The 25,202-nt window shown below is 32.7% G+C and carries 23 protein-coding genes and 1 tRNA gene; 13 read left to right on the top strand and 11 right to left on the bottom strand.

What is annotated here, in order from left to right; all coding sequences use genetic code 11:
- Positions 1-99: 99 nt before the first annotated feature.
- The 3 genes from BZARG_RS09365 to BZARG_RS09355 form a co-directional block, all read right to left on the bottom strand.
- Complete coding sequence (locus tag BZARG_RS09365; RefSeq protein ID WP_008637797.1) at positions 100-1,980, bottom strand: cation:proton antiporter; 1,881 nt, start codon at positions 1,978-1,980, stop codon at positions 100-102.
- 224 nt (positions 1,981-2,204) lie between these two features.
- Entirely contained in the window at positions 2,205-3,977 is a 1,773-nt protein-coding gene (locus BZARG_RS09360; protein ID WP_008637701.1) for an SLC13 family permease, read from the bottom strand.
- A 32-nt stretch (positions 3,978-4,009) separates the two neighbouring features.
- Positions 4,010-4,321: a DUF202 domain-containing protein gene (locus BZARG_RS09355; RefSeq protein WP_008637793.1), complete on the bottom strand. Its 312-nt coding sequence runs from the start codon at positions 4,319-4,321 to the stop codon at positions 4,010-4,012.
- 177 nt (positions 4,322-4,498) lie between these two features.
- Between BZARG_RS09355 and BZARG_RS09350 the strand changes: the two genes are divergently transcribed.
- The 6 genes from BZARG_RS09350 to BZARG_RS09325 all read left to right on the top strand — a co-directional run bounded on the left by BZARG_RS09350 (position 4,499) and on the right by BZARG_RS09325 (position 11,827).
- Complete coding sequence (locus BZARG_RS09350) at positions 4,499-5,359, top strand: MBL fold metallo-hydrolase (protein ID WP_008637692.1); 861 nt, start codon at positions 4,499-4,501, stop codon at positions 5,357-5,359.
- A gap of 14 nt (positions 5,360-5,373) precedes the next feature.
- Positions 5,374-6,981, top strand: a complete 1,608-nt coding sequence (locus tag BZARG_RS09345; RefSeq protein WP_008637648.1) for a S8 family peptidase — start codon at positions 5,374-5,376, stop codon at positions 6,979-6,981.
- 68 nt (positions 6,982-7,049) lie between these two features.
- Positions 7,050-8,849, top strand: coding sequence for a M1 family metallopeptidase (locus tag BZARG_RS09340; RefSeq protein WP_008637652.1), 1,800 nt, complete (start codon positions 7,050-7,052; stop codon positions 8,847-8,849).
- Positions 8,850-8,929: 80 nt separating this feature from the next.
- Positions 8,930-9,328 carry a ribonuclease P protein component gene (gene rnpA, locus BZARG_RS09335; RefSeq protein ID WP_008637823.1) on the top strand — a complete coding sequence of 133 codons (399 nt, stop codon included), beginning with the start codon at positions 8,930-8,932 and terminating at the stop codon, positions 9,326-9,328.
- A complete protein-coding gene (locus BZARG_RS09330) occupies positions 9,312-10,946 on the top strand; it encodes a S41 family peptidase (protein ID WP_008637780.1) in 1,635 nt (544 codons plus the stop codon). The genes rnpA and BZARG_RS09330 overlap by 17 nt, the downstream gene beginning before the upstream one ends.
- A gap of 35 nt (positions 10,947-10,981) precedes the next feature.
- Complete coding sequence (locus BZARG_RS09325) at positions 10,982-11,827, top strand: OmpA family protein (protein WP_008637751.1); 846 nt, start codon at positions 10,982-10,984, stop codon at positions 11,825-11,827.
- Here BZARG_RS09325 and BZARG_RS09320 read toward each other — a convergent pair.
- The 5 genes from BZARG_RS09320 to BZARG_RS15780 form a co-directional block, all read right to left on the bottom strand.
- The gene (locus tag BZARG_RS09320; protein ID WP_008637645.1) at positions 11,824-12,267 is read right to left on the bottom strand and encodes a GNAT family N-acetyltransferase; all 444 of its coding nucleotides are present in this window, start codon (positions 12,265-12,267) and stop codon (positions 11,824-11,826) included. The two genes, BZARG_RS09325 and BZARG_RS09320, sit on opposite strands and share 4 nt — an antisense overlap.
- Before the next feature lie 2 nt (positions 12,268-12,269).
- On the bottom strand, positions 12,270-12,662 hold the full coding sequence (locus BZARG_RS09315) for a hypothetical protein (protein WP_008637642.1): 393 nt from the start codon (positions 12,660-12,662) through the stop codon (positions 12,270-12,272).
- A gap of 13 nt (positions 12,663-12,675) precedes the next feature.
- Entirely contained in the window at positions 12,676-13,587 is a 912-nt protein-coding gene (locus BZARG_RS09310; protein ID WP_008637752.1) for a cation diffusion facilitator family transporter, read from the bottom strand.
- Complete coding sequence (rpiB, locus tag BZARG_RS09305; RefSeq protein ID WP_008637713.1) at positions 13,588-14,022, bottom strand: ribose 5-phosphate isomerase B; 435 nt, start codon at positions 14,020-14,022, stop codon at positions 13,588-13,590.
- Between the two features lie 263 nt (positions 14,023-14,285).
- Positions 14,286-14,438 (bottom strand): hypothetical protein, encoded by a 153-nt coding sequence (locus BZARG_RS15780; RefSeq protein ID WP_008637738.1) that lies wholly within the window; start codon positions 14,436-14,438, stop codon positions 14,286-14,288.
- 867 nt (positions 14,439-15,305) lie between these two features.
- Between BZARG_RS15780 and BZARG_RS09300 the strand changes: the two genes are divergently transcribed.
- From BZARG_RS09300 to BZARG_RS09285, 4 genes are all read left to right on the top strand, one after another.
- Positions 15,306-17,543, top strand: coding sequence for a ribonuclease R family protein (locus BZARG_RS09300; RefSeq protein ID WP_008637630.1), 2,238 nt, complete (start codon positions 15,306-15,308; stop codon positions 17,541-17,543).
- A gap of 102 nt (positions 17,544-17,645) precedes the next feature.
- Positions 17,646-18,323, top strand: coding sequence for a head GIN domain-containing protein (locus BZARG_RS09295; RefSeq protein WP_008637718.1), 678 nt, complete (start codon positions 17,646-17,648; stop codon positions 18,321-18,323).
- Between the two features lie 45 nt (positions 18,324-18,368).
- The gene (locus tag BZARG_RS09290; protein WP_008637755.1) at positions 18,369-19,055 is read left to right on the top strand and encodes a LysE family translocator; all 687 of its coding nucleotides are present in this window, start codon (positions 18,369-18,371) and stop codon (positions 19,053-19,055) included.
- Between the two features lie 18 nt (positions 19,056-19,073).
- On the top strand, positions 19,074-19,322 hold the full coding sequence (locus BZARG_RS09285; RefSeq protein ID WP_008637627.1) for a hypothetical protein: 249 nt from the start codon (positions 19,074-19,076) through the stop codon (positions 19,320-19,322).
- 163 nt (positions 19,323-19,485) lie between these two features.
- Here BZARG_RS09285 and BZARG_RS09280 read toward each other — a convergent pair.
- The 3 genes from BZARG_RS09280 to BZARG_RS09270 form a co-directional block, all read right to left on the bottom strand.
- Positions 19,486-19,559 (bottom strand) — tRNA-Cys (locus BZARG_RS09280).
- 71 nt (positions 19,560-19,630) lie between these two features.
- Positions 19,631-19,999, bottom strand: a complete 369-nt coding sequence (gene folB / locus BZARG_RS09275; RefSeq protein ID WP_008637699.1) for a dihydroneopterin aldolase — start codon at positions 19,997-19,999, stop codon at positions 19,631-19,633.
- Positions 19,999-20,208 carry a zinc ribbon domain-containing protein gene (locus tag BZARG_RS09270; RefSeq protein ID WP_008637714.1) on the bottom strand — a complete coding sequence of 70 codons (210 nt, stop codon included), beginning with the start codon at positions 20,206-20,208 and terminating at the stop codon, positions 19,999-20,001. Before BZARG_RS09270 ends, folB begins: the two co-directional genes overlap by 1 nt.
- Before the next feature lie 104 nt (positions 20,209-20,312).
- Here BZARG_RS09270 and BZARG_RS09265 point away from each other — a divergent pair, with 104 nt between their 5' ends.
- The 3 genes from BZARG_RS09265 to BZARG_RS09255 all read left to right on the top strand — a co-directional run bounded on the left by BZARG_RS09265 (position 20,313) and on the right by BZARG_RS09255 (position 25,155).
- On the top strand, positions 20,313-22,307 hold the full coding sequence (locus tag BZARG_RS09265) for a glutamine--tRNA ligase/YqeY domain fusion protein (protein WP_008637632.1): 1,995 nt from the start codon (positions 20,313-20,315) through the stop codon (positions 22,305-22,307).
- A gap of 55 nt (positions 22,308-22,362) precedes the next feature.
- Positions 22,363-23,472: a TPM domain-containing protein gene (locus tag BZARG_RS09260; protein WP_008637625.1), complete on the top strand. Its 1,110-nt coding sequence runs from the start codon at positions 22,363-22,365 to the stop codon at positions 23,470-23,472.
- 522 nt (positions 23,473-23,994) lie between these two features.
- Positions 23,995-25,155 carry a GNAT family N-acetyltransferase gene (locus BZARG_RS09255; RefSeq protein ID WP_008637696.1) on the top strand — a complete coding sequence of 387 codons (1,161 nt, stop codon included), beginning with the start codon at positions 23,995-23,997 and terminating at the stop codon, positions 25,153-25,155.
- Positions 25,156-25,202: the final 47 nt, after the last annotated feature.

The raw sequence follows: 25,202 nt of genomic DNA, 5'->3' as shown, positions 1-25,202 counted from the left end.
ACTATTTAAAAAGAATTGCGTAAATCAACATAAAATACAAATCTAACACAATAAAAAAGCACGCTAAATAGCGTGCTTTTTTTGTGTTTTCGAATGGAACTAATCCACATTCTGATCCACTTTTTGATCTGCTTTTCCTGTCCCCTTAAGCTTCTCCACATCAATTGGCTTTCCAAGATATACTAGTTCCCAGTCAACTTTAATATCATCCAAATTGAGCTTTTCCGATCCTATAATAAACAATTCATCATTAGTATCTTTTAAAAACAGAGGAATAATCTCTTTATCGTCAATAGCTACTTTTAATAATTCCTCATAATGTTCCTTACCTTCTAAAGTAATTTCTTGAATGGATGGGTATTTATTTGTAACGGCAACTAACGAGCTATAATCGGTTGTATGAGAAAATAATCCCTCACCTGGAACAACATCAGACTCTGACATTTCTGTAGACGTTAGGAGCCTAAAAGAGCCATTTTCACCATATTGCTTGCTAAACTTATTAATCGCATATTTATTAATATCCGAACTTCCCGTTAATGCCATTAAATATCCCATGGCGTTCAGTTCAATATTATCCATAAGCTTATCGGAATAGATATTGGTGTTTATAGCTTCTAGACCTAGTTCTTTCGCTTTGGCAATGTTATTTTGGTTACTATCTATAAGTACTACATGTCTGCCGTGATTTGCTAAATAGTGCCCTAATAATCTAGAAACTTTAGAAGCCCCAACAATTAAAACACCTTCTGATTTATTTAAAAATACACCAACTAATTTTGCAAACCAGCGTGCTGTGGTTGCATTTAAAAGCACGGTTCCTAATACAATCATAAACACTAAAGGTGTAATGTATTCAGCACCTGGAACACCATCACTTGCTAATTTTAATCCAAATAATGAGGCAATACCAGCAGCTACAATACCACGTGGTCCAACCCAACTAATAAATAGTTTTTCATTAAGTTTTAAATTAGAACCATGTGAGCTTATAAACACGCCAATTGGTCGTAAAACAAATACTACAATAGCAAAAAGAAGTACGGTATTCCAATTAAATATTAATAATAATTCCTGATAATTAATATTAGCAGCTAATAGAATAAACAGAATAGATATTAACAAAATACTTAAAGATTCTTTAAAGTAAAGCAGCTCTTTTAAATATGGTGAATTGGAGTTTCCTAAAACCATACCCATAATAACAACGGCTAATAGACCAGATTCATGCGCAAAAATATCTGAAAGAATAAAAACAGCTAAAACGGCTGCTAAAGCGAATACATTCATTAAATAATGCGGTATCCATTTTTTATTCATGATAAAATTTAAGGCGTGTGCAAAGGTAAACCCGAAAGTAAATCCGAATAAAACAATTTTACCAAACTCTATAAAAGCTGTTTTGGTATATTCACCACCTGCATCCACACTAATAAACTCGAAAACCAAAACGGCCACTAATGCGCCAATAGGATCAATTAAAATACCTTCCCATTTTAGTACTGCCGAGACATCCTTTTTCAGCGGAATGTTTCTTAAAATTGGTGTGATTACGGTTGGTCCTGTAACGATTATTAATGCTGAAAATAGAAAAGAAATTTCCCAACTTAAATAAAAAATATAGTGAGAGGCTACAGCAGCTCCAAAAAATGTAACAATGGAGCCAATGGTAATTAATTTGGTTATGGCTGGTCCTACGTTTTTAATTTCCCCCATTCGTAAGGTCAATCCACCTTCAAAAAGAATAATACTAATGGCTAACGACACAAAATAAAATAAGCTTTCACCGGGAAATAAACCTTCATTCCCATTCCATCGTGGTTCAATCCATTTGGTTCCGTCGGCGCTTAAAAATTCTTGAGCAATAGGCCCCACTAATAAACCTATTAATATTAAAGGCAAAATAGCTGGTATTTTTAGTTTCCATGCTACCCATTGTGCTAAAATTCCTAAAATAATGATACCACCGAGTTCTAACATATAATGATTGGTTTTTGTAATTCATATATAGATGGACGCTTAGGCTTTTAAACCTGGCTAATAACAGTTCTAATTCTTAAAAATTGCTAATGGAGTTCGACTGTTTTAATATCTGTATATCTAATTATTAATTTGAATTTTTAAATTTTGTGGTAAAATAAGGTTTTTTATTTAACGTCAATACATTTTTTTATTAGACTTTAGTTAAATCTAAAATATGACTCTTAAAATGGAAAGAAATATGGAATAACAAAGGACGCAGCTGCCCAAATTATAATATTTAAAGGTGTACCGAATTTTAAAAAATCATTAAACTTATAGTTCCCTGGCGCATAAACCATTGTATTGGTAGGGTAACTCATAGGCGTCATAAACGTTAATGAACAGGCAAACATAACAGCCACTAAAAACGGACGTTCGCTCACTTCCATAATAGCTGCCAAACTGATTACAACGGGTGTCATTAAAGCAGCCGTAGCTTTACTGGAAATTAAATTGGTGGAAATAAAAGTCACCAAATACAATAAACTCAAAGTAATATGAGCATTATACTGACCGAAAGTTCTTTCAATTACGTCGGCAATTAAAGTAGCACCACCGGTTTTCTCCAAAGCCGTTCCCATAGACAGTACACCTGCCATCATGAAAATAACTTTCCACTCAACGGCTTGGTAAGCTTCTTTAGGTTTTAAAATGCCCGTTAAAATCATTAATAATGCACCAACCATAGCACTTACTAAAATGGTTGTTATATTTAAAGTTGCGGCAAGCACCACACCAATCCCAATTAATATGGCAGGAATGGCCTTTTTATAATTAGTTTTTTTCTTTTCGTATTCAGAAAGTGTAACCACCAGTTTCTGGTTTTCTAAACTTCGTAATTCAGTTTTACTTCCTAAAATTAAGAGCATATCGCCTTCTCTTAAGTTAACGGAAGTTAGTTTATCTAATAAAACGTCACCACGTTGGCGAATGGCTAAAACCGACATATTATGAGTTCGGTTAAAACGCAATGATTTTAAAGATCCTTCAGCTAAACCGGATCCAAAAGGAATAATCACTTCAAAAATATTATAGGCTTCAGCATCATCTTCAGCCGTTTTAATACGCTGGGTTCCTTCAACCTGGTAACCTTTAATATCCATTAACCGGTTTATAGTCTGTGGCGGCAGCATAACTTTTAAAATATCACCTTCTTTAAGAGTTGTTTCTGGGAGTAAATCATGCATTAAAAAAGACCCTCTTAAAATAGATAAAACTGTAATTTTATAGTCATTGGTGAGTTTAGAATCTTTTATAGCTTTATCAATATCACTACAATCTTCGGCCACCATCAACTCTGTAATATATTCCTTAGCCTCTAAAGTTAAGGCATTGGGTTGTTTGTTTTTAGGAAGTAAAAAAGGGCCAATAAGAAATATGTAAATAAATCCAATTACCAACAAGCATAAAGCCGCTTGGCTAAACTCAAACATACCAAAAGGCTCCAAACCGTATTGCTTGGCATAACTACTAACTAAAATATTAGTAGATGTTCCAATTAAAGTACAAGTTCCACCAAAAAGTGCGGCAAATGAAATAGGCATGAGTAGTTTTCCTGGACTAATTCCAGTTTCTCTGCATACCGTTAAAGCAATAGGAAGCATTAACGCAACAACGGCAGTATCATTGATAAAAGCAGAAAATAAGGCCGTTATAAAGCAAAATACAACTAGCGCAACGACATAATGGATTTTGGCGAGTTTAATAATCTTATAACTCAAACCGTCCAGTATTCCAGAATGAAATACACCACCACTGACCACAAAAATACAGCCCAATGTTATGGTTGCCGGATGATTAAAGCCTGAAAAACCTTCTTCTGGATTTAGAACTCCCGATACAATAAATAACGCCATGATTAAAATGGACGTTGTATCAATAGAAAAATAATCCTTAACAAATAGAAAGACACCAATTAAAATAATGACAAACGTAATAATGAGATTTATACTCATAGTGGCACGTATTAGATGTTTCTACTTAAAAACTACTCGTCGCTTTTAGCTTCAGAATTATAATACAAATTCTTCAAACTCTTTTTCAATAATACAAATCGGTATACACCAATAATAAAAAATAGGGCACTAAATAGCAATGATACTAGGGCTAAATATTTAAAATCTGGAAAGTCTTTTAATTGTAAAAAGGCAATACCGCCCAGTAACAAATATAAAGATGATCGTACATACGATAATAAAGTACGTTCGTTAGCTAATCGCGTACGTTCAATTGCTAAATAATCTCTTAAAATTACCTCATCATCGGGTTTAAAATCACGTCCAAAGCGGAGTAAATTCATTTTCCTAATCTTTAATGCTGATGGCGTTTTCATATTTAGATTTTGCTAAAATTAATTTAATTTTTCACAGTAACAAATTTATCCTATTTCTTCGATGTATTTATTAAATGTTAAAAAACTTCTAATATAGTACGCTTTTTTTCAGTAATAGGGCATGAATTCGTAATTTGCACAGATATGACGTTATATCCTATTAACTCCGGAAATTTTAAACTTGATGGTGGCGCTATGTTTGGCGTTGTTCCAAAATCACTTTGGCAACGCACCAATCCTGCAGACGCGAACAATATGATTGATATTGCAGCCCGTTGTTTACTAATAGAAGATGGTGATAAGCTAACACTTATTGATACCGGAATGGGTAATAAGCAAAGTGATAAATTCTTTGGCTATTACTATTTATGGGGCGATGACTCTATTGACAAATCTCTTAAACAACACGGTTTTAATCGAAATGATATTACAGATGTGTTTATGACGCATTTACATTTTGATCACTGTGGTGGCGCTATTCAATGGAACAAGGACCATACGGATTATGAACCGGCCTTTAAAAACGCAAATTTTTGGAGCAACAAAGATCATTGGCATTGGGCAACACAACCCAATAACCGTGAGAAAGCGTCGTTTTTAGAAGAAAATATTTTGCCTATTAAAAACAGTGGACAATTGAAATTTACAGATGTCCCAAATGGCGATATCCAACGGAATTCGGAACTTGACTTTGATATTTTTTATGCCGATGGCCACACAGACAAGCAAATGATCCCTATGATTCAATACAAAGGAAAAACAATTTGTTTTGTAGCCGATTTATTACCAACCGCAGGACACATTCCATTACCTTTTGTAATGGGCTATGACACAAGGCCACTACTGACATTAGACGAAAAAGAAAGATTTCTGAAAATGGCAGCAGATAATAATTATTACTTATTTTTGGAGCACGACGCCCATAATGAAATAATTACAGTAAAAAACACAGAAAAAGGCGTGCGATTACAAGACGTTTATTCCTGTAATGAAATTTTTAACTAAACTAATATTTTAAAATGAAATTAATTAAAACGTTTGTATTTACAGCGGGAATAGCTGTAGTTTTGACTAGCTGCGGTAGTGGTGCTGAAATTTTATCGACACCCATAGAAAACATAGACGCTATGCCTTTAAAGGTTAGCGAACTTACAGAAGCTGAAAAACAAAATTGGGGACATTTGGATCTTATAAAAGATACGATTCCTGGAATGAGCGTTGATAAAGCTTATGCCGAAATTATTAAAAATAGAAAAGGAGAAACTGTAATTGTTGCTGTAATAGATGCTGGAATTGATATTGAGCACGAAGATTTAAAAAATGTTCTTTGGACCAATACGAAAGAGATTCCTGGAAACGGAATCGACGACGATAACAATGGTTATATAGACGATATTCACGGTTGGAACTTTTTAGGCGATGCCTATGACGAGCAATTAGAAATGGTAAGAATTATTGCAAAAGGTGATAAATCTAACCCACAATATGATGCTGCTGTAGCCGAATATGATGAAAAATATCAAGAAGCTTTAGCAAACAAGCAACGTTACGACCAAATCTACGAAATGATGAAAAATGCGGATGAAGCTGTTTCAAAACATTTAGGTAAAGAGGTATATACTAAAGAAGAAGTTGCAGCTATTGAATCAGACAACGCAGACGTAAAACAAGCTGTTACCATGCTACAAAATATGTACGCTAATGGACTTGAGTCTACCACTGAAGCTTTAGAAGCTATTAAAGGTGGTGTTGATTACTTTTCAGGTCAAGTAAACGTTAATTTAAATAAAGACTTAAAAGGTAGAACTACAGGTGATGATCCAGACGATTTAACAGATGTTGGTTACGGAAACGGAAACGTTATGCCATCGATAAAAAGCGAAAGTCATGGTACGCACGTTGCAGGTATTATTGCTGCGGAACGTAACAATGGTTTAGGTGCTAATGGTGTTGCTAATAATGTTCAACTAATGAGCTTACGCGCCGTTCCTAATGGTGATGAGTATGATAAGGATATTGCATTAGCTATTCGTTATGCAGTAGATAATGGTGCTAAAGTAATTAACGGAAGTTTCGGTAAATACTACTCACCACACAGTGATTGGGTACGTGATGCCATTGCTTATGCTAGCGAAAATGATGTGCTTTTTATTAATGCTGCAGGAAACGAAGGTGTTGATATAGATACAGTAGCTGTATTTCCAAACGATGCTATTGGAACAGGACCAGAAGTATCAAAAACATTTATTACTGTTGGTGCATTAGAGCCAAAGTATGGCCCTAACATGATTGCTGGTTTTTCTAATTACGGAAAAATAAATGTAGATGTATTTGCACCAGGTGCTAAAGTATATTCATCGACTCCAGAAAACGAATATAAGCCTATGGGTGGAACATCTATGGCTGCTCCTGCTGTTGCAGGTGTTGCTGCTTTAATACGCTCTTACTATCCTAAATTAACTGCTGCACAGGTTAAGCAAGTTATTTTAGATTCAGGTATTCCAATTTCAACGAAAGTTATAGTTGGTGGTGATGCAGAAGATGTAAGACCTTTTGGAGGTTTAACAAAATCAGGAAAAATGGTAAATGCTTATAACGCACTTATCATGGCAAGCCAAATGAAATAATTGATTAATAACAGAAAAAATCTCATCCTTAATCCGATGAGATTTTTTTTACTTAAATTTTACTTATTATGAAAAAACTAATACTGGCAGTCAGCTGTTTTAGTCTCGTTTTTGCATGTGGAACTTCAAATGAAGTAACTACACAAAATTCAGCTACAAAGTCAAATAATCCAACCTACTGGCAACAACATGTGGATTATAAAATGGATATTGATATGGATGTTGAATCCTTTCAATACAAAGGAAAACAAAAATTAGTGTACACGAATAATTCACCAGATGTTTTAAACCGTGTATATTATCACTTGTATTTCAATGCCTTTCAACCTGGAAGTGAAATGGATGTACGTTCACAAACCATTGCCGATCCAGATAGACGTGTAGGCGATAGAATAGGTAAACTTAAACCGAATGAAATTGGTTTCATTAAAGTTAATTCGCTTAAACAAAACGGAAAAACGTTAAAACATGAAACTGTTGGTACTATTTTAGAAGTGCAATTAGCAAAATCTATTCAACCAGGAGAATCGGTGACTTTCGATATGGATTTTGATGGTCAAGTACCAGTTCAAGTTCGACGTTCTGGACGAAATAGTTCAGAAGGTGTGGCATTATCTATGACACAGTGGTATCCAAAACTGGCAGAATACGATTTTGAAGGCTGGCATGCGGATCCTTATATTGGTCGTGAGTTTCACGGTGTTTGGGGAGATTTTGATGTTAAATTAACTATAGATAAAGATTACGTAGTTGGTGGAACAGGTTATCAACAAAATGATATTAAAATAGAAGGTAATAAGAAAACCATACATATTTTAGCGCCTAAAGTTCACGATTTTATGTGGGCAGCAGATCCAGATTATATTCATGATACTATGCAGGTCCCTGATGGTCCATTATTAAATTTTTACTACAAAAATTCATTAGATGCTGGACAAAAGGCAGATTGGAAAACACTACAATCTAAAACTGTTGAATTAATGCAATATTTCAGCGAGCATATTGGAGAGTATCCTTACAAGCAATATTCCGTTATGCAAGGTGGTGATGGCGGTATGGAATACGCCATGGGTACTTTAATTACAGGTAATCGCTCTTTAGGAAGTTTAGTTGGTGTAACAGCCCATGAACTTGCACATACATGGTTTCAGTTTTTATTAGCATTTAATGAGTTGAAGCATGAATGGATGGATGAAGGTTTTACAAGTTATATTAGCGATTACGCTATGAATGAGGTGATGGAACAAGGCAAAGCTAACCCAACAGAAAGCGCTTACAAAAATTATATATTTTTAGCAAAATCTGATAAGGAACAACCATTAACAACCCATGCAGATCGTTATGCTTATAACCAAGTTTATGGTATTCAAGCGTACAGTAAAGGTTCAGTGTTTTTAGAACAATTAGGCTATGTTATTGGCCAGGAGAATTTAAAAACTACTATTAAAGAGTTTTATAAAGATTTTGCTTTTAAACACCCAACACCAGTAGATTTTATTCGTACGGCAGAAAAAGTAACGAATTTTGAATTAAATTGGTACTTAACCGATTTTGCCCAAACAATTAATACTATAGATTATGCCGTGAAAAGCATCGACAATAAAACTATTTCTTTGGAGCGTATCGGTTTAATGCCAATGCCTTTAGATGTTACTGTAAATTATACAGATGGAACGACAGAAAATTTCCACATTCCTTTACGTATGATGCGTGGTTCTAAACCAACAACGGCAACGCTTGTTTCCAATTGGGCTTGGGCATATCCTACTTATACGTTTGATGTTTCCAAAGCAGTAAAATCCGTGGAGATTGATCCTGAACAAGGAATGGCCGATATTGATAGAGAAAATAATAAAATGGAGAAATAAAATTCACTTAAAGTTTTCAAAAAGCTGCTTTCATTACAAAAGCAGCTTTTTTTATGCTTAATTTGTACCTTTGAAAACCCATGGACAGAACTTATAATAAACACGAAAAACTAAAAAGCCAAAAGCTAATAGAAAAACTCTTTACCGAAGGGAAGTCGGTTTCAGCTTATCCGCTGCGTCTCGTGTTTATGGAAACAACTTTTGATGATAATGTTCCCATTAAAACGGGTGTTTCCGCATCTAAAAGACATTTCAAAAAAGCGGTAGATCGCAATCGTATTAAACGATTAATGCGCGAAGCTTATCGACTAAACAAAACAATCTACTTTAACAACATTACAACATCCTATGCGTTAATGATTTTGTACATTGGTAACAGTAAACCAACGTACCAGCAAACAGAACAATCCATGAATAAACTGTTTAAAAAGTTTACAAACGCTACTTCTAAAGAAACTAATAATGAAAAAACTACTTAAAAAGCGCATCCTTATTCCCTTTTTCGCGCTTACTATTTTCATAACTGGTTCGGCTTTTCAAAATGATTTTTTTGAAATAGCCAAGCAAATTGAAATCTTCACCACCTTATATAAAGAAATTAATATGAACTATGTGGATGAAACAAATCCGGCCGATTTAATGGATACAGCCATTAAAAGTATGCTAAAAGATTTGGATCCTTACACCCAGTTTTATAATGAACAAGACGTTGAAGCTGAAAAAATTAGAAGAACAGGCGATTATACAGGAATTGGTGCCAATGTGCGTACTATGAAAGACAAACTGGTAATTATTGAACCCTATAAAGATTATCCTGCCGATAAAGCTGGATTAAAAGCTGGTGATGAAATTATAAAAATTGGAAATACCATTATTGCAGATTATAAAGATGACGCGGGCGATTTATTACAAGGTACAAGCGGCTCTAAAATAAATGTAATTTATCTGCGTCAAGGAAAAGAGTATTCGGCAATTATTACACATTCTGAAATTGAAATTGATGCGGTTCCTCATTTTTCTATGGTAGATGATAAAACCGGTTATATTGTATTGAGTAAATTCAATAATAAGGCCTCACAACAAACTAGTTATGCCCTGCGGGATCTAAAAGCACAAGGTGCTGAACGTATTATTTTAGACTTACGCGGCAATCCAGGTGGTTTATTATTAGAATCTGTAAACGTGGTAAATTTATTTGTACCGAAAGGTCAGTTAGTAGTAACGACCAAATCTAAAGTTAAAAAATACAACCGTGAATATTATACGCAAAAAGACCCAATAGATACCAATATTCCATTGGTTGTTTTAATTAATGGCAGTAGCGCATCGGCTAGTGAAATTGTTTCTGGCTCCTTACAAGATTTAGATCGCGCCGTTATTGTAGGTTCTAGAAGTTTTGGTAAAGGCCTTGTGCAACGTCCAAAACCATTATCCTATGGTACACAGCTAAAAATTACTATTTCGCGCTATTACACGCCCTCTGGTCGTTGTATTCAGGCTTTAGATTACTTACATCGCGATGATAGCGGGAATGCTGTAAGAATTGAAAAAGATAAGTACAATGAATTTAAAACCAAAAATGGTCGTCAGGTTTTTGATGGTGGTGGTGTGCTTCCTGATGAAACATTAAATGTTACAGAAAACTCATCCATTACAAATGCTATTGTAAGCGATTTCCTTATTTTCGATTATGCTACCGCATATTACTACAAACATCCAAATTTAGATGTTAGTAATTTTGAATTGACAAATGCTGATTTTAAAGACTTTAAAAATTATTTAAAATCCAATAACTTCAATTACACTACGGAAACTGAAAAAGCTTTGGCAGACGTTCTTATCAGTGCCGAAAAGGAAAATTTAGATGAAAATATTCAGAAGGATTATAACACGTTGGTTAATAATTTAAATAACTCCAAAGCGCTTGCCATTGATGAAAATAAAGATGATTTGTTAACCATCTTAACTGATGAAATTGTCAAACGTTATGTGTACCGAGAAGGTTTATATGATTACTACAAAATTTACAACTTAGAAATTAAAAAAGCAGCGGCAATCTTATCAAATTCAAGTAGTTATAATGGTTATTTAAGATAATTTGAATATATTGATCTTCGTAGTCGATTTTTGTAATGAAAACACGAATAGCAATACTTTTTCTTATTAGCTTTAACTGGCTTTTTTCGCAAGAAGAACGCCGGCATGTTGTGTTTTTTGAAACCGATCAATATGTGGTTCTACCCACAGAGGAAAGTCGCTTGCTGCTATTTCTTTCCGAAATTGAATCTTTAGATATTGAAAAAATATCCATTTACGGTTTTTGTGATGATACTGGAGGTAAAAACTATAATCTACGACTCTCTCAATACCGCGCCAATTCAATAAAAACTATTTTCTCCAACAATGAATTCGATGAAACTAAAATCAGCAACGTAGATGGTAAGGGTGAAGTATTATTAAAAGTGATTGATGTTGAAGATATCGTTAAAATTCGTGGCTTAAATAGAAAAGTTGAAATTCGCGTTAAACCGCATTCACCACCACGAAAAGAAGCCAATTTAGATAAACCCAAGAAAAAAGGATTTGCGGAAGCCATTATGGGTGATATTAAAGCTGGCGATAAATTTTTACTCGAAAATATTCTATTTAAAACGGGGTACAGTGTTCTGCTTCCAGAATCTAAAAAAACCTTGGAACAAATTGCCAAAGCACTATTAAAACGCAATGATATCTATTTTACCATTCAAGGACACGTTTGTTGCACCCAAAATAGGCGTGATGCCGTTGATAGAGGTACCAACAAACAAAATTTATCCCTTATCAGAGCAAAATATATTTACGATTATTTGGTACAAAAAGGTGTGGATAGAGAACGCATGAAATTCGTTGGTATGCGCGGAAGATTTCGATTAGGCGGTGAAGCTAAATATGACCGTCGTGTGGAGATTTTACTGACTTATGTAGAGGAAAATGATTAATTTTTTATCATCACAATATGTGGAATACCATCTTCCAAATACCCTTCACCCACTTTTTTAAAACCTAAATTAGTATAAAACGTGTTTAAATACGTTTGCGCCGATATTTTAATAGTGGTTTCCTTATAAACATGTTTAACAGCATCCATAGATGCTTTCATAATATCGTAACCATATTGATGTTTACGCTCGTTTTCTTTAACTAAAACACGGCCAATGCTAGCTTCGTCAAAATAAAAACCTGGTTTAAAAATACGTGTATAAGCAACTAATTTCTCGTTTTTAAAACCTAAAATATGAAGTGCTTTATCATCTTTTCCATCAATATCTTGATATACGCAGTTTTGTTCCACCACAAAAACTTCACTTCGCAGTTGTAAAACTTGATACAATTCAGTGGTTGTCAATTCTTGAAAGGTTTTGGTATGAATTTCTAACATATTTAAAAGGATTTTCTGGTGACAACTAAATTATTACCAGGGATTTCTATGGAGACTTCAAAATAATAATTGCCTTGGGTAACTTTGGTATCTTCGCCATAACTACTTGGTAAAAAAGAGTAATAACCATTTGCAGTTTGAACGGTAATTTCAACTTCAGAATAAATAGCACTGATTTCGTAAAAGTTAGAATAACTATTCGGCTCAATCTGCTGAAATACCAAGTTACCATTGGACGTTACAATTTCAGTACGTAAGAACTTGGTATTCGTATTATTTTTTATCCCTATATCTAGGGTTTTAAATCCAGGAAGTGCCTGATCTATAATTATTTCTGTTGCACGCGAACAGGAAAGAAGCGTAACTAAACTAATCAGTAAAACAATAAATTTCATTATCAATAAGTTTTTAATCCTGCACAATAACTTCTTTAGGATCTACTTTGTTGTATTCCGGTTGAATGGTTACGTGGTTTATATTAAACTCGTTATGTAACACCCTTTCAATAGTTATTAACAAGTTATTAAATTCGGTGGTTGATATATCTTCATGTAAATCTAAATGTGCTTCTAAATGCAGTTCATCATCACTTAAATTCCAGATATGAACATGGTGTAATTTTTTAACCTTCGATATGCCATTCACTTTTTTAACAACATCTTCTATATTAATATGATCGGGCGTAAATAACATAATCATTTTAGTAGATGCTTTTAGTAAATCCCAACCAACCCAAATTAAATATACAGCAATTAGGAACGTTAAAACACTATCCACCCAAAACATCTGGTAGTATTTCATGAGTAAGCCGCCTATTAAAACAGCTACACTAGCAAGCATATCCGTAATTAAATGCAAATATGCCGAACGCATATTTAAGTTAGATTGCGCATCCTTTTTAAGCAATAATACGCTAAAACCGTTTCCTAAAATAGCAATAATAGATAACCATATAACCAGGGTAGAGTCAATTTCCTGCGGATTAAAAAAGCGTTTTACAGCTTCAATAATCAAAATAACGGCTACAATAACCAAAGTAGAAGCATTAATAAAAGCAGCCAAAATTTCAGCGCGTTTAAATCCAAAAGTTCTATTTAAAGATGCTTTTTGTTTACTTAATCTGGTTGCAACATAGCTAATAATTAATGTAATAACATCACTAAAATTATGCAGAGCATCACTTAACAAAGCCAAACTCCCAGAAACTAATCCACCGATAATTTGCGAGATGGTAATTAGAATATTAAGGAAAATAGAAATTAGTAAATTTCTACCTCTCAAATCTGGATTTTTGTGGTTATGAGAATGCCCGTGACCCATTTATTTAGAAACCGGAATTTTATCAACGCGATTTTGGTGTCTACCACCTTCAAAAGCCGTTTCTAAAAATGTATCTACCATTTGAATAGCTTGTTGTATGGAAGTATAACGGGCTGGAATACTCAACACATTTGCATCATTATGTAGTCTGGCCAAAGCCGTAATTTCTTTGGACCAACATAATGCAGAACGTACACCCTGATGTTTATTTGCGGTCATGTTTGCACCATTACCGCTTCCGCAGATAATAATACCAAAATCGACATTTTTATTTTCAACATCATCAGCTACTGGATGTACAAATTCTGGATAATCCACACTTTCCATAGAATCTGTTCCATAATTAGTAATCTGATAACCTTTAGCTTCTAAATGCTTAATTACTGCCTTTTTATACTCGGTTCCGGCGTGATCATTTCCTATGGCTATTTTCATTTTTTTATACCTTTTAATATACTGGATAAAGGTAAAAAAATAAAAGGATATCCGTTAATTTTGATGGTTCTAGTAAATAGTTTAATTCTTGATGAATTTAAGGGTTATATACGAGTCAATTCTTAAAAAAAACAAACCTGAATTAAGTCTATTTATATACATTTTTTCTGAATTTATAATTTTCAGTAAATAGTATAAGTGGAATAATGTATCTGTTTCTGAAATCTATTAATCAACCATTGCATTAGAAATTTTTAATATCCTTATAGTTCCAAATTAAATATTAAAACTTGACCGTCTAAAATACCATTGCTATCAATGAGTTGAGTTATTAACAATTGTTCAAATTGGATATCGGGAATACTGGTGTACTGGGCAGTAGCAGTTGGACTAAATAATAAAAATAGGGATGTCATTAAAACAAGCGTGTGAAGTTTTTCATTTTTAAAATAGATTAATACGTTAGTAAAAAAATATCGTGCTTTTTTAACTAGAAAAAGAAATTAGTTACAAGAAAAGAATCTTATATAAAATTATAACTAATTGATTACAAGTATTTTAAATTAATTATTGATAGCTATTTAAAATGCTTAGTAAGTATTCATTTTACAGCTCATAACTTGTTCATAACTGTTCATTAAAATCTAACAGGTAAATTTTTAATATTCAATTAATTTTTCCAAGCAAAACCAAAGCGATACAAACCTAAAAAGTTAGCACTTTGTTTTGGACAAGTTGTAAGACCTCGAGTTGATGTTTATAAACATAGAAATGTAAAATACTTGTCAGCTATTAACTATTAACATCAGTTATTAACAGTTGTTAATAGCTTTCAAATTATAGCTTAAAATGAAGCAATTAACTATCTTTCGTATGTTAACTAACTATCAACAAATTGTAAACAACGATGTTTCAAAATATAAATCAAAAAAGTTATACCTCTATTAACATGCTATCATAACCATTATTTATTTTTTAAATTTTAAAAGAAAAAGATGATTATATATATATATGTGGATAACTACTTTTTTAAGAATTTAATTCAATTTGAAGTTTCAATAAAAAATATAGTTAATACTATATGTTATAAAATCATTAATTTATAATAACTAAAAGAAGATTTAATATTTAAAACGTAACTTTGTATAAACGTAATACTTCTAATAACCTGTTCACTGCCATTAATTACAATGTGAAAGTGTTATACTCTTCTCTAAAAGTATTATGTTTATAAAACTTTTAGATTCCTTTTTTCAAAGGAATAAAATGATTACAAATAATACATGACAAGAAAAAAAACACGGAAACCTTCACATAATAAGATTTCTAACCTTACAGATACAATTTTAAGTATTTTAAAAAAAGACCGTACACAAGCATTTAACTACAAACAAATAGCTTCGAAAATTGGTGTAAACGATGCCAGCAGTCGCAATCAAATCATTAAAAAACTTCAACAACTTAAAGCAAAACAGGAAGTTGAAGAAGTAGAACGCGGTAAATATAAAGTGGTCGCTTCTAGCGAATATCATACCGGTAGAGTAGATATGGCCTCCAGAGGCGCAGGTTATATTATTAGCGAAGATTTTGAAGACGATATATACATTTCATCCAATAACATGAATAAAGCCCTTCACGGTGATGAAGTAGAGTTTTACGCCTACAAACGTGTAAAAAATGGAAAGCGAGAAGGGGAAATTACTCAAATAATTAAACGTGCTAAAAGCGAGTATGTTGGCGTTATTCAGTTGCATAATAATTATGCATTTGTTGTAGTAGATAGTAATAAAATGTATACGGATATATTTGTTCCTATTAATAAAACAAATAAAGCTAAAGATGGCGATAAAGTATTGGTTTCATTAGAAGAATGGCCAGAAAAATCTGATTCTCCAAACGGAAAAGTTATCGAAGTTTTAGGAAGACCTGGAGAACATAATACTGAAATACATGCTATTTTAGCCGAATATGGTTTACCACTTGAATTTCCTAAAGAAGTAGAAGATTTTGCTAATAAAATTGATACCTCTATAACCAAGGAAGAAATTGCTAAACGTCGTGATATGCGAAAGGATTTAACCTTTACCATTGATCCAAAAGATGCTAAGGATTTTGATGATGCGCTTTCTTTTGAAATTTTAGATAATGGATTATACGAAATAGGAATTCATATTGCCGATGTTTCGCATTATTTGCAGCCAGGAACTATTTTGGATGATGAAGCTTATGAACGTGCAACTTCGGTTTATTTAGTAGATCGTGTGGTGCCTATGTTACCAGAAGTTTTATCTAATAATGCTTGTTCGTTGCGACCAAATGAAGAGAAATATACGTTTTCAGCTGTTTTTAAAATGAACGATAAAGGTGAAGTTGTAGACGAATGGTTCGGTAAAACCGTAACGTTTAGTAATGCCCGTTTTGCTTATGAAGAAGCGCAAGCTATTATTGAAAATAATGCCGAGCTAAATGTTATATCGAAAGCAGTCGAGATGGCTGATATAGATACAAGTATTCCTGCTGATGTTGCTATCAGTGGAAAAGATTATAATACTACCAAAGAAATTGCTTTTGCCGTTTTAAAAATGGATGCTTTTGCTAAAAAAATGCGTTCTAAACGTATGCGTTCTGGTGCTATTTCTTTTGATAAGGTAGAAGTGAAATTCGAACTTGATAAAGATGCAAATCCAATTGGTGTTTTCTTTAAATCATCTAAGGATGCTAATAAAATGATTGAAGAATTCATGTTGTTAGCAAACCGAAAAGTTTCGGAATTTGTAGGAAAACAAAAACCAGAAAAAACGTTTATTTACCGTGTTCACGATGAGCCGGATGAAAGTAAACTAGCATCTCTTCAAAATGTAGTTGGTCGTTTTGGTTATAAATTGGATTTTAAGGATAAAAAATCGATATCATCATCTTTAAATAATTTATTAAGCGAAGTTGTTGGTACAAAAGAACAGAATTTGGTAGATACGCTAACCATACGAACTATGAGTAAAGCGGAATATACCACGGATAATATAGGTCACTACGGACTAGCCTTTGACTATTACAGTCATTTTACATCGCCAATTCGACGTTATCCAGATATTATGGCACATCGTTTATTACAAATGTATTTGGATGGTGAAAAATCTGCAAATGCCGCTATTTACGAAGATAAATGTAACCATTCCAGTAATATGGAATATCTAGCAACGAAAGCTGAACGTGATTCTATTAAATACATGCAAATTCGCTTTATGGAAGATCATAAAGATGAAGAGTTTGTAGGTGTTATTTCAGGTGTTACAGATTGGGGAATTTATATAGAAATTATCGCTAATAAATGTGAAGGAATGGTGAGTATACGCGACATGAAAGACGATCACTACCAATTTGATCAGGATCATTATGCGCTAATAGGTAAGAAATCTAAAACCATGTATCAACTTGGTGATGAAGTCATTGTTAAAGTGAAAAACACAGATTTAGTAAAAAGACATTTAGATTTTTACTTAATAGGAAAACATGAGGAATAGTTTTTGATATAATTATTCGAATTTGTTCTGGTGTCTTAAAATTTAGTAGAGATACCAGATGGATAAATCCGAATTATTAATTTTTAAATCAGACAATTTATAATGAAAAAATTTCTTTTTGCAATCGTTTTACTGGTTGCAGCAACCCAAATAAGTCAGGCTCAAACCGAAAAAATTCTTGGTGATTTTAATGAATTAAAAGTCTACGATAGGATAGAAGTAACTTTAATTAAATCTGACGAAAATAAGATTATCATCACAGGTCAAAATACTGGAGATGTTGTAATTGTTAATAGAAATGGTACATTAAAAGTTAAAATGTCTATTAGGAAAGCCTTTGATGGCGATCGTACAACGGTGGAATTATACTATAAAAAACTAGATAAAATTGATGTTAATGAAGGAGCATTCGTAGGATCGAATGATGTTTTTAGTCAGTTTGAACTAGAATTGGATGCACAAGAAGGTGGTAGTATTAAACTAATGGTACAGGACATTACCTATTTAGAAGCTAAAGCTGTAACGGGTGGCGTTATTAGAGTTTCTGGAAATACAAAAAACCAAAAGATAGATTTAACTACAGGCGGTTCTTTTCTTGGAAAAGAATTAGAAAGTGAAACTGCTCATGTAATAATTAGAGCTGCAGGTGAAGCACATGTAAAAGCGTCAGAGAAAGTAGATGTTAAAGTTAGAGCAGGCGGAAATGTTTATATTTACGGAAATCCGAAGCTGGTAGAAGAAAATACTGTGTTTGGCGGAAAAATAATTCGTAAGGATTAATACAAAGGATTTTCCTAAATTTGTAGAAACTGCTTTAAAAGAGTTATGATAGACGATGTTTTAACGGCTATTCCTTTTGGAATAATATTATCCTTTACCATTGGACCTGTGTTTTTTGTTCTACTAGAAACAAGTGCCACTAAAGGATTTAAAAGTGCTTTAATTTTCGACTTTGGCGTTATTTTAGCCGATATTCTATTTATAATTGTTGCTTACTATAGTACTACTAAACTACTTGATAAAATAAAAGACGATCCGAACTTTCTTGTTTTTGGTGGTGTGTTATTAGCGGTTTATGGGTTTATTTCGTTTCTAAAAACATCAAAATCTTTTCGGGATATTGTTCGTGAATTTCATACTGTTGAAATAAAAAAGAACTTTGGAAAACTCTTTATCAAAGGGTTTTTGCTCAACTTTATTAATATTGGTGTGTTATTGGGTTGGTTAGGCTTTATTGTTATTGGTAATTCTTTAACTGATAATAATGAAAGTTTATTCGTGTTTTTAGGAACCATTTTAGCGGTTTATTTTCTAGTCGATTTACTTAAAATATTAGCTGCGAAAACGCTTAAAAATAAACTGACGCCACGACGTATTTTTAAAACTAAAAAAATTGTCTCATTAGTCATTATGGGATTTGGTATTTTACTGCTTTTACAGGGCTTTTTTCCAAAGGAAAAGGAACTTTTAAAGGAAAAATTGGAGAATTTTGAGATATTTAAATCGGAATAATTTTAAATTAGAAGTTTTATGAAAAATTTACTACTTTTTTATAGCGCGATTATAGTTCCTTTAGTATTAATCATTGTTTTTACTAATGCTGATTTACTGACTTCTTGGCAATTTGTTACGGCATTAGTTATCTATGTATTTGTTTACAGAACGCTTGTTGATGGTAAACGATTAGTTTCTAAAAATAAGATAGAAAATAGAGATATTTGGAAACTTTTGATTCCAGGATTTCGTTTTAAATATTTTAAAACACTATATTTCAAATAGATACGTATAGAAAAGTATATTTATATAACTTTATTACCCTAAAAATTTTTATCATTATTAATCTTATTTAACAAGACCTCACAGGTTTTTAAAACCTGTGAGGTCTAATAATTTTCTTAAAAATTCACAATAAAAAAACCTCCAAGTTAAACTTGAAGGTTTCTGGAGGTGTCGAGCGGATTCGAACCGCTGTAGCAGCTTTTGCAGAGCTGAGCCTAGCCACTCGGCCACGACACCATATTCCTGTGAAAGTAGGAATCTCTATTTTAAGAGAGCACAAAGGTAAAAAAAATAAAGGTGTTTCGCTACTACTTTTGCTTTTTTCGTTTTTCCTGCATTTTTATGGTCACCATTTCCACATCGCCGCCAATAGGTGGGTTAATTTTACTAACCCAAACTGTCGCTTTTTTTACTAATGTATCTTCTTTAAAAATTCGTTTTAAAATTCGTTTAGCAACCGTTTCCAGTAAATAGGAAGGTTGAGCCATTTCTTCTCTAACTATTTTATTTAAAATGACATAATCTACCGTATTCTGCAATAAATCAGTGTTAGCCGATATTTGCAAATTTGCTTTAACTTCTAGATCCACACGATAATCACTGCCAATTTTGGTTTCTTCTTTTAAGCAACCATGATTAGCAAATACACGAATATTTTCAACTTTAATTGTTCCCATTAGCTTGTTATAAAATCAAATACATTACTTAATCCGCTCGTTTTAGTCTTGTAAAACTCCGTATATGTGCAGCGTTCACAAGTAACAGAAGTGAATTTTTTATTTTGAATATCAAATATTTTTGAAAACGTTCCACCTGTAGCGCGCATTTCACTCACTTGATAAGTTTTATTATCGCATTTGGGACAGGTATAATTGAGTTGTTTCATGGTCTTTTATTTTTGATAAAATTAAGCATTATTGAACAAAATGTTAAGACATCAATCGTATATTTCCGTAATTTCGCATCAGTTTTTAAAAACACACATCACTTATGTCTGAAGAAACAAAATCGCTTAATTTTATTGAGCATATTATAGAAGAGGATTTACGAAACGGTTTAGAAAAAGAAGCGCTTCGTTTTCGTTTTCCACCAGAACCGAATGGTTATTTACATATTGGTCACACCAAAGCCATAGGTATTAGTTTTGGTCTAGGCGAAAAGTATAATGCGCCGGTCAATTTGCGTTTTGATGACACCAATCCAGCCAAAGAGGAACAGGAATATGTGGATGCCATCAAACGAGATATATCTTGGTTAGGCTATAAATGGGCTGAAGAGTTATATTCATCAGATTATTTTCAGCAGTTATACAATTGGGCGGTTGCTTTAATTAAAGAAGGCAAAGCTTATGTGGATTCTCAAACTAGCGCAGCAATGGCCCAACAAAAAGGAACTCCTACGCAACCTGGTGTAGATGGACCTAACCGCAACCGTAGTATTGAAGAAAATCTGCAATTATTTGAAGGCATGAAAGCTGGAGATTATCCAGAAGGTTCGCATGTATTACGTGCTAAAATAGATATGCAACATCCAAATATGTTAATGCGGGATCCGTTGATGTATCGTATTTTAAATAAGGCGCACCATCGAACGGGTAACGACTGGTGTATTTATCCAATGTACGACTGGACACATGGTGAAAGCGATTATATTGAACAGATATCACATTCCTTATGTTCGCTTGAGTTTAAGCCCCACAGAGAGCTTTACGATTGGTTCAAGGAGCAAGTATATAAATACCAACCGGAAGCTTTACCAATGCTTCCAAAACAGCGTGAATTTGCACGTCTTAACTTAAGCTATACCATTATGAGTAAACGAAAGTTACTTACTTTGGTGGAGGAAGGAATTGTTACGGGATGGGATGACCCACGTATGCCAACTATTTCAGGTTTACGACGTCGTGGTTATACCCCGGAATCAATTAAACAGTTTATTGATAAAGTTGGTGTTGCTAAACGAGATAATGTAATTGATGTTTCGCTTTTAGAATTTTGTGTTCGTGAAGATTTAAACAAAACGGCACCACGTGTTATGGCTGTTTTAGATCCGATAAAACTGGTTATTACAAATTATCCTGAAGATAAAGAGGAATGGTTGGAAGCAGAAAACAATCAAGAAGATGAAAATGCTGGTTTTAGAAAAGTACCTTTTTCACGGGAGTTATACATTGAAAAAGACGATTTTAAAGAAGAAGCATCTGATAATTTTTTCAGATTAAAATTAGGAGGTGAAGTACGCTTAAAAAATGCTTATATCATCAAAGCAGATTCTGTTGTAAAAAATGATAAAGGTGAAATTATTGAAGTTCACTGTACATACACAGAAGATACAGAGAAAAAAGTTAAAGGAACCTTGCATTGGGTTTCTAAAAAACATGCTATTAAAGCGGAAGTTCGCGAATACGATCGTTTATTTAATGATGAAGCACCAGACAGCCATGCCGATATAGATTATATGGAATTTATTAATCCACAGTCTTTAAAAATCGTCGACGCATTTGTGGAACCGAGTTTAGCGGATGCTGAAATAGGGGACCAGTTTCAATTTCAACGATTGGGTTATTTTAATGTGGATAAAGACTCTAAATCAGATCATTTAGTATTTAATAAAACAGTGGGTTTAAAGGATTCTTGGGCCAAGCAAAAGCCTAAAACAAACGAAAATCAGCCAAAACCACAACAAAAGCGCCCACCAATAGAACTGATAAAACAGTATGGTAAAAAGTTTGATAAATTAGCAGATGATACACGTGAAGCGGCAAAAGCAGATATTCAACAACTAGCGGAGCATATTAGTTATGACGATTTAGAACCATTGTTTAATACATCTGTAAAGAAATCGGGAACACGTATTATAACCATGATCAGTTTAGGTGTTTTACTTAAAAACGGATTAGAAAAAAATGAAGCTATAAACGATTTTATAGCCAAAGCTTTAGAAGATAAAAATAAGTTATTAGTAGAAGAAGCTAGCGCTTTATAAACACAATCCACAAGCTTTTAAACTTGTGGATTTTTTATATTAAACGAATATTATTTTGAAAATTAAATTGCTCTTATTTAGTGTCTTTTTATGTTTTATTCAATTTACTAAGGCACAAATAGACTATCCTGTTTTATCGGAATTTTGTACAGATAATGCTCACTTATTTAGTGGAGATGAAGTGTTGTCTTTAAACAATAAACTTAAAAATTTTGAAACAGAAACTTCGCATCAAATTGTAGTACTTACTGTTAATAGTTTGGATAATATTTCTGTCGAAGAGTATGCACTTCGCGTTTTCGAGGCTAATGATATTGGACAAAAAAAATTAGACAACGGTGTATTAATTCTTATAGCTAAAAACGATAAAAAGTTTAGAGTTGAAGTTGGGTATGGATTAGAACCTATTATTACGGATGCTTTATCGTCAAGAATCACTAGAAATATAATGACACCTAAATTTAAAAATAATGATTTTTATGAGGGTATAGATTTAGCAACAGATGAAATAATTCTGCTTATTAACGATCCTATTTACGCCGAAGAATTTGCGTCGGTAAAGGAGGATGAGCATAATACCTTGCCACTTATATTTAGTATTCTACTATTCTGTGTTATTTTTGTAGTCCTTGGCTTGTTTATTTATCTTGGTGGTAGGTTGTTTTTATTTGGTTTTAAAAAGTTAATACATGTTTATAGGGGATTTATAACAGGAAAAATTAGTTTTATATTTTTTCCATTTTTATTATTTGGTGTTCTTTTTATCACGATTGTTTCAACTCTCTTTGTTATTATGCCTTTAATATTTGCTATTCTGATTGGAGGTGAAATCTTTTTTAACACTAATGTCAGTGAATACTTTAATGCTTTTTCTAGTTCTGGCTTACTTACAATACCTATGTTGTTAGCATTTGTAGGATTTGTAATCCTATTATTACCGTTTACTTTGGCACTAATAAAACAAAAGAAAGGCCTAGATCCTATGTCCTTTTCATGGTTTAAAACAGATCATCGTTATATGGATAAGTATTTTCCTTCATCGGGTTCTATTGGCGGCGGCGGAGGTAGCAGTCGTTCTTACAGCAGCTCTTCAAGTAGTTCATCAAGTAGTTTTTCTGGTGGTGGTGGCCGTTCAGGAGGTGGTGGATCCAGTGGTGGTTGGTAAATTTTAATATATTGAATTTTAATTTGCCTTAAACGATTGGTACTTCAAAATCAGTAATTTTTTTGTTTATTCATCACGAACTATTTATATCATTTTTTTATACACTTCAGCATTTAATTTTGTTTCGTTAATCAGAGGTTTTATGCGGTATAATTCGAGAATATTAAGTGTTGCTTGGATTCAGAAAGTGGTGTTCAAACTATAAAAGATGGAAATCTTCTAATTATTTTTTTGAAGATTATATTGTTTTCTTTTTTTATTGCAATACATAGGCATGTATTAAGTTATTACTTCTGGAATGATATGTGATAAACCAGGCGCAGCATTACCTTCGAATAAAGCCTTTATGGTAGAAATTATAGTTATTCGAGCCAAGAAGTTGGAAATATACCTTTATAAATAGTAGGTATTGGGTTGTTCTTACTACTATTATGAGAGCTATAATATGCGGATGGAATTAATTTGTAATGAATATATAACTTTCAAGACTTATATACGCAATCAGTCTTTTTTCATAAAAATTTGATAGAAACTAATTTATTTACATCTTCACATAATTTACCTGCAACTTGGGATGCATTGGTTAGTCATGATATATTTTTACAAACACCTTACTTAAAAGCTTTTGAAAAATCAGCTCCTAATAATATTACGTTATACTATTTTGCATTTTATAAACAAGAAGAATTAATAGGAGTTGCCATTATCCAACGTGTAAAATTATACTTAAATGATATGTTCCGAAATCAGGAAGATTCCTGTTTTCAAGAGCGTTTTAAAAATCGCATATCAAAGATTTTAAAAGGAAACATTTTAGTTGTTGGAAACTTAACACATACGGGTCAACACGGGGTTTATTTTAACCAAAATATTGTTTCAAATGACCAATTTATTTCAGGATTGATAGATGCAGTTAATGTTTTAAAGCGCGATATTAAAACCGTTTATAATAAAAGGATTAGAGCTGTTTTATTGAAAGACTATTTTCTAACGGATGCTATACATAGAAGTACAAATTCACTATATAAACTGGGGTTTCATCAATTGGTTGTACAACCTAATATGATTATGAATATTCCTGAAACTTGGTCTACTTTTGATTTTTATATAGGAGATTTTCATAAAAAATATCGTGATCGTTATAAATCAGCACGAAAGAAATGCAAAGATATTGTTACCAAAGAATTGGATGAAGTGGAAATATTTAAGCAATCGAAAAGCTTATATAATTTGTATAAAAACGTTTCTAATCATGCTAAAATCAACACCTTTCTTTTACCTGAAAATCATTTTTATACCTTAAAAAAACAACTTGGCGATAATTTTAAAGTTTTTGGATATTATCTAAATGATGAATTGGTTGGCTTTTACACGCTTATTCTCAATTATAAGCAGGTAGAAACATACTTTTTAGGCTATAATAGCCATTATCAATTTAAGCATCAGTTGTACTTAAATATGCTCTATGATATGGCAAAATTTGGCATAAACAATAAATATAAATCTGTTGTTTATGCCAGAACTGCTATGGAAATAAAAAGTTCTGTAGGTGCAAAACCTCAAGCTATGGTTCTGTATTTAAAGCACACCAATTTGTTTATGAACACCGCTTTAAAGTATATTTTTAAACTGATGAATCCTTCTAAAACTTGGACGGAAAGAAACCCCTTCAAATTGAATTAACAAATAGCTAACACATATTCTTTTTTTGTCAGTCCTTTTTTTGATAC

Source organism: Bizionia argentinensis JUB59 (assembly GCF_000224335.1).
Lineage (GTDB): Bacteria > Bacteroidota > Bacteroidia > Flavobacteriales > Flavobacteriaceae > Algorimicrobium > Algorimicrobium argentinense.
Note: the sequence above shows the minus strand (reverse complement) of the source record. Positions and strands in the feature narration are given on the sequence as shown.

Excerpts from the sequence above, each read along its gene's own strand:
- BZARG_RS09365 (WP_008637797.1), bottom strand. The coding sequence starts at position 1,980 with ATGTTAGAACTCGGTGGTATCATTATTTTAGGAATTTTAGCACAATGG.
- BZARG_RS09360 (WP_008637701.1), bottom strand. The coding sequence starts at position 3,977 with ATGAGTATAAATCTCATTATTACGTTTGTCATTATTTTAATTGGTGTC.
- BZARG_RS09355 (WP_008637793.1), bottom strand. The coding sequence starts at position 4,321 with ATGAATTTACTCCGCTTTGGACGTGATTTTAAACCCGATGATGAGGTA.
- BZARG_RS09350 (WP_008637692.1), top strand. The coding sequence starts at position 4,499 with ATGACGTTATATCCTATTAACTCCGGAAATTTTAAACTTGATGGTGGC.
- BZARG_RS09345 (WP_008637648.1), top strand. The coding sequence starts at position 5,374 with ATGAAATTAATTAAAACGTTTGTATTTACAGCGGGAATAGCTGTAGTT.
- BZARG_RS09340 (WP_008637652.1), top strand. The coding sequence starts at position 7,050 with ATGAAAAAACTAATACTGGCAGTCAGCTGTTTTAGTCTCGTTTTTGCA.
- rnpA (WP_008637823.1), top strand. The coding sequence starts at position 8,930 with ATGGACAGAACTTATAATAAACACGAAAAACTAAAAAGCCAAAAGCTA.
- BZARG_RS09330 (WP_008637780.1), top strand. The coding sequence starts at position 9,312 with ATGAAAAAACTACTTAAAAAGCGCATCCTTATTCCCTTTTTCGCGCTT.
- BZARG_RS09325 (WP_008637751.1), top strand. The coding sequence starts at position 10,982 with ATGAAAACACGAATAGCAATACTTTTTCTTATTAGCTTTAACTGGCTT.
- BZARG_RS09320 (WP_008637645.1), bottom strand. The coding sequence starts at position 12,267 with ATGTTAGAAATTCATACCAAAACCTTTCAAGAATTGACAACCACTGAA.
- BZARG_RS09315 (WP_008637642.1), bottom strand. The coding sequence starts at position 12,662 with ATGAAATTTATTGTTTTACTGATTAGTTTAGTTACGCTTCTTTCCTGT.
- BZARG_RS09310 (WP_008637752.1), bottom strand. The coding sequence starts at position 13,587 with ATGGGTCACGGGCATTCTCATAACCACAAAAATCCAGATTTGAGAGGT.
- rpiB (WP_008637713.1), bottom strand. The coding sequence starts at position 14,022 with ATGAAAATAGCCATAGGAAATGATCACGCCGGAACCGAGTATAAAAAG.
- BZARG_RS15780 (WP_008637738.1), bottom strand. The coding sequence starts at position 14,438 with ATGACATCCCTATTTTTATTATTTAGTCCAACTGCTACTGCCCAGTAC.
- BZARG_RS09300 (WP_008637630.1), top strand. The coding sequence starts at position 15,306 with ATGACAAGAAAAAAAACACGGAAACCTTCACATAATAAGATTTCTAAC.
- BZARG_RS09295 (WP_008637718.1), top strand. The coding sequence starts at position 17,646 with ATGAAAAAATTTCTTTTTGCAATCGTTTTACTGGTTGCAGCAACCCAA.
- BZARG_RS09290 (WP_008637755.1), top strand. The coding sequence starts at position 18,369 with ATGATAGACGATGTTTTAACGGCTATTCCTTTTGGAATAATATTATCC.
- BZARG_RS09285 (WP_008637627.1), top strand. The coding sequence starts at position 19,074 with ATGAAAAATTTACTACTTTTTTATAGCGCGATTATAGTTCCTTTAGTA.
- folB (WP_008637699.1), bottom strand. The coding sequence starts at position 19,999 with ATGGGAACAATTAAAGTTGAAAATATTCGTGTATTTGCTAATCATGGT.
- BZARG_RS09270 (WP_008637714.1), bottom strand. The coding sequence starts at position 20,208 with ATGAAACAACTCAATTATACCTGTCCCAAATGCGATAATAAAACTTAT.
- BZARG_RS09265 (WP_008637632.1), top strand. The coding sequence starts at position 20,313 with ATGTCTGAAGAAACAAAATCGCTTAATTTTATTGAGCATATTATAGAA.